This window comes from Azovibrio sp. (assembly GCF_049658005.1).
GTDB lineage: Bacteria > Pseudomonadota > Gammaproteobacteria > Burkholderiales > Rhodocyclaceae > Azovibrio.
The window spans coordinates 1-3,917 of record NZ_JBASOH010000066.1 but is presented as its reverse complement, the minus strand read 5'-3'; the positions used below and the strand labels follow the sequence as shown (position 1 = coordinate 3,917).

Here is a 3,917-nt window from a genome sequence, read left to right as displayed (position 1 = left end):
GGCGCCGGGTCACCGTGTAGCGCGGGCCGCAGCGGGTGCAGGCCAGCAGCGGGTAGCGGTAGCGGCGGCTGGCCGGGTCGAACAGTTCGGCGAGGCAGTCGGGGCAGACTGCCAGGTCCGGGCCGATGGCGGTAGCGACCGGGCCGCCGGCGCGGCTTTCCTGGATGCTGAAGCCGTCACAGCTTTCCGGCGCGCTGTCCCGGGGCTCCAGGCTGTCGATGCGAGCCAGGGTCGGGGCTTCGAGCGGCAGGCGCCGGACGAATTCGTCCAGTGGCCCGGCCTGGCCCTGGAGCTGGATTTCCACTCCGGCCGGACCATTCCTGACCCAGCCGCTCAGTTCGAGCTGCCGGGCCAGGCGCCAGACGGCGGGGCGAAACCCTACCCCCTGGACCAGGCCGGTGATGAGCAGACGCCTTGCCTCTGGCATGCCGAAAGGCTCAACGCCAAGGGGCATGGCAAAGCAACGGACCGGGCCGGGCGTGCCCTTGCCGCTTCGCGCCCTGGCGCTGCAGGCTCGTTTCCGGCCTCACGCTCAGGCGCCCTTGAGCTTGGCGAGCTGGGCTTCCAGGCTGCGGATGCGGCCGCCCTTCACGTCTTCGAGCCGGGTCTTGAGCCAGCCCAGCCAGGCATCGAAACCTTCCCCGGAAGTGGCGGACAGGGGCAGCACCTCCAGACCGGGATTGACCCGGCGGGCATGGGCGATGGCCTCATCCAGCTCGAAATCGACATAGGGCAGCAGGTCGATCTTGTTGATCAGCAAGAGCCGGGCGGCGTGGAACATGTCCGGGTACTTGAGGGGCTTGTCGGCGCCCTCGGTGACCGAGAGGATCACCACCTTCGCCGCTTCGCCCAGGTCGAAGGCGGCCGGGCAGACCAGATTGCCGACGTTTTCGATGAACAGCATGCCGCCTTCCGGCAGTTCCAGTTGGTCCAGGGCCTGGCCCACCATGTGGGCGTCCAGGTGGCAGCCCTTGCCGGTATTGATCTGCAGGGCGGGCACGCCGGTGGCGCGGATGCGTTCGGCGTCGAAGGCGGTTTCCTGATCCCCCTCGATCACGGCCAGGGGCATCTCTGCCTTGAGGTGGGTGAGCGTGCGGGTGAGCAAGGTGGTCTTGCCCGAGCCGGGGCTGGAGACCAGATTGAGGGCCAGGACCGCCGCATCGAACAGGCGCTGGCGATTGGCGGCGGCGTACTGGTCGTTCTTGGCCAGGATGTCCTGCTCGATCTGCACCATGCGCGCCTGGCTCAGCCCCGGGGCGTGGGCCCGGGCCGGGCCGCTGCCGTAATCGAGGGCGGCGGCGTGGTCCCGTGCTTCATGGGCATGGCGGTGCCAGGTCCCGTCCTCGTGCTGGTGCCAGTGTTCGTCATGATCGGAGTGTTGCGGCGCGCCGCCGTGACCGTGACCGTGGCCGTGTTCATGTTCATGTTCATGGTGGTGGTGGGGATGGTCGTGATCCACCGCCTGTCCTTCGATCCGGGTTTCGCCGCTGGCGCAGCCGCAGGTTGTGCACATTGTGGTTCCTCTTGAAAGTTCAGCGCCAAGGCGCAGCGCTCTATTCTATTTCGATTTCCTTGATCCGCATTTGCGTGCCGGCCGTGGCTTGTACCTGGTAGCTGCCGCAACGGGGACAGGGGTCATAAAGCTCGGTGATCGGCACCGTGGCGCCGCAGGGCAGGCACCAGCCCGCTCCGGGCAGCGTCTGGATTTCCAGGGTGGCGCCTGCGGCCAGGCTGTTCCGGGTCACCGCGTCAAAGCAAAAGCGCAGGGCTTCCACCTCGATGCTGGCCAGGGCGCCGATTTCCAGCACCACGGTCCTGACCTGGCGGGCGCCTTCGCGCCGGGCCGTGTCTTCCACCTGTTGCAGGATACCTTCGGCCAGGGACATTTCGTGCATTCGGTTCTCCGTCCATTCGATGCGCCTGGGGTCCAGGGGCGAGATGCTCAGGACCCGGATTTTCGGCGCAGCGGGGTGGCAATCAGTTTCGTGGAAAGAAAAAGCAGCTTTACCGCCGGGGTCCGGCTAGCGGGAAGCCGCCTGGCCTCCGGGCTGGGCGGGCAGGTAGCGTCCGACCCCCAGGGCGGTGAAGATGGCCAAGCCCTGGAGCAGGGCGACGCCCACCAGCACCTGGCGCTCCTGCCCTCCGTCCATGAAGGCGCCGAAGATCAGCGGCGCCAGGGCCAGGCCCGCATCCAGGCCGGAATAGACAAAGCCGTAGATGCGGCCGTAGGCCGCCTCGCCGAAACGGCCCACGGCGGCGCGGCGCACCAGCAGGTCGCGGGAGGGGCCGGCCACCCCGGTGAAAAAACCGATGCCCGCCATCACGGCCAGGATGCTCCAGGCCGGCGGCCAGCCCGTGGCCAGCAGCAGGGCAAGCAGGGCGGCGCAGCCGAGCATCAGGGCGATGATCCGGTCGTGCTCCCCTGATTTTGCGAGGAAGCCTCCCAGGGCAATGCCGCCGGCGCCCCCGAGCAGGCAGGCAGACAAGCCACCCGCCGCCAGGGGCCGGGCCAGGCCATAGAGATGTTCGAGGATGGAGGGGGCGTAGTTCTGGATGGCCCCGAAGGAGGTGGTGGTCAGGAAAAAGAAGGCAAAGCACATCCATACGGGCAGCACGGTGAGGAAGGCCAGGGGATGCTCGCCCTGGGGTGCGGCTTTGGGGCGGTGGCCGGGCGGGTCGTCCAGCAGGCGGCGAAAGGCAAGCAGCAGGGCCAGGGCCAGACCGGCCAGCAAGGCGGCGGCCAGGGCGGCCACGCGCCAGCCTGCCAGGGTGGCGATGCCGGTCATGAACACCGGGGCCAGGGCCCAGCCCAGGTTGCCCGACAGGCCATGGACGGAAAAGGCGTGGCCTAAGCGGGCAGTGGAGACATGCCGGTTGAGCACGGTGAAGTCGGATGGGTGGAACACTGCGTTGCCCAGGCCTGCCAGCCCTCCCACCAGCAGCAGGACCGGGAAACCGGTCGCCGTGGCCAGCAGCAGGGCGGCGAGGATGAAGCAGGTGATGCCACCGGCCAGCACCCGGGCCGCGCCCCAGCGATCCACCAGGAAGCCCGCCGCCGCCTGGCCGAAGCCGGAGACCACAAAGAAGAGGGTCATGGTCAGGCCGATGCGGGTGAAGCTGAGGTCAAACTCCGCCATCAGCCAGGGAAAGAGGGGCGGCAAGAGCAGGTGGAAGAAATGGGAGACGCCATGCACGGCGCCGATCAGGGTGATCACGGCGGCATCGTGGCGGGGCGGAGAGGCCAGGGCAGAGGAAGTCATGGGCTTGCGTGAACGGAACCGGGCCATCAATTTACGCGTTTTCCGGCTGGGGGGCGAGTCTGTCTGCCGGCGGAGGCAGGACTGGTCCCCGGCGCCCTGCAAGGCCCTGCAACGCCCAGTCAGACTCGGACAGACTCGGACAGAGCGGCAGCGACAGGCGCAGGGGATGCCCAGGGTAAGGCCGGGCTTGCTGCGCACCGAATCGCGCAGTGAATGTTTTTTCTCATGGCGGCTATGGCCAAGGCAGAGGCCAGGGCTGGCCGGGAGACACCCACCAGAGAACGGGTCGCAAATGATCAACCTGAATCCGGCAGTTCCCCGGTCAGTGCGAGCGGCTCAGGGGGAGGCAGGGCGGGGGCGGTCGGGTGCCCAGGACATCGCGTTTGCCGGGCGCGTTCGGGCTGCTGTATGGTTTGCGCCTTGATGGTCCGTGCTGCCGCAGGAGCGGGGTCATGCGCGCGTGCGCTGAGCTTCAAGGGCAGCGTTCAGCTTTATCTGGCTTTCGCACAACAACTTTGTTTCGCCTCTGACGCTTGTGCAAAGCGGATGACCGCACATCCGCTTGGCGGAATCAGCGAACTTCTTCTCCCAATTCGCCCTGGTCGCGTTGAACCCCACGCAATCAAACGAAGACCGAAAACCATCAACGGCTCACCG

The 3,917-nt window shown here is 67.6% G+C and carries 4 protein-coding genes and 1 pseudogene; 1 reads left to right on the top strand and 4 read right to left on the bottom strand.

Features of this window, described 5'->3' with window-relative positions; genetic code table 11:
* From WBH99_RS07245 to WBH99_RS07230, 4 genes are all read right to left on the bottom strand, one after another.
* Nucleotides 1–454 (bottom strand): acylphosphatase (locus WBH99_RS07245; RefSeq protein WP_424219439.1); only part of this gene is annotated, 454 nt, incomplete at its 3' end.
* A gap of 78 nt (nucleotides 455–532) precedes the next feature.
* Complete coding sequence (gene hypB / locus WBH99_RS07240; protein ID WP_424219438.1) at nucleotides 533–1,513, bottom strand: hydrogenase nickel incorporation protein HypB; 981 nt, start codon at nucleotides 1,511–1,513, stop codon at nucleotides 533–535.
* Between the two features lie 40 nt (nucleotides 1,514–1,553).
* Nucleotides 1,554–1,895 (bottom strand): hydrogenase maturation nickel metallochaperone HypA, encoded by a 342-nt coding sequence (gene hypA / locus WBH99_RS07235; protein ID WP_424219437.1) that lies wholly within the window; start codon nucleotides 1,893–1,895, stop codon nucleotides 1,554–1,556.
* 126 nt (nucleotides 1,896–2,021) lie between these two features.
* On the bottom strand, nucleotides 2,022–3,260 hold the full coding sequence (locus WBH99_RS07230) for an MFS transporter (protein WP_424219436.1): 1,239 nt from the start codon (nucleotides 3,258–3,260) through the stop codon (nucleotides 2,022–2,024).
* 420 nt (nucleotides 3,261–3,680) lie between these two features.
* Between WBH99_RS07230 and WBH99_RS07225 the strand changes: the two are divergent.
* A pseudogene (locus WBH99_RS07225) lies at nucleotides 3,681–3,917 on the top strand (hypothetical protein); the annotation flags it as partial.